This is a genomic window from Pseudovibrio sp. POLY-S9 (genome assembly GCF_001431305.1).
Classification (GTDB): domain Bacteria; phylum Pseudomonadota; class Alphaproteobacteria; order Rhizobiales; family Stappiaceae; genus Pseudovibrio.
This window is the reverse complement of the sequence record NZ_LCWX01000269.1, coordinates 1-290: the sequence shown is the minus strand read 5'-3', so window position 1 is coordinate 290 and position 290 is coordinate 1. Positions and strand designations below refer to the sequence as shown.

Annotated in this window: 1 protein-coding gene; it reads left to right on the top strand. The window is 51.4% G+C overall.

The features are described from left to right. Positions 1–290 (top strand): integrase core domain-containing protein (locus PPL9_RS30965; protein WP_152986896.1); only part of this gene is annotated, 290 nt, incomplete at both ends.

The window sequence follows — 290 nt, the reverse complement described above, 5'->3', positions numbered from 1 at the left end:
GCTTGCCCAGACCAACGCACCAATACAGTTAAAACGGCTTTAGAAGAGAGCTTTAAGCTCTACGGCTTGCCGAGAGCCTTTCTGGTTGACAACGGTTCCCCATGGGGGACTGCTCTTACCGATCAGCGTTGGACACCATTGCGGATCTGGTTGGCTCATCTTGGTGTCCGCCTGATCCATGCCAGACCTTTTCATCCTCAAACCAAAGGCAAGAATGAGCGGTTTAACCGAACCCTGAAAGAGGAGGTTCTGGCATACAGAACATTTCGCAGTCACCGCACTATGCAATC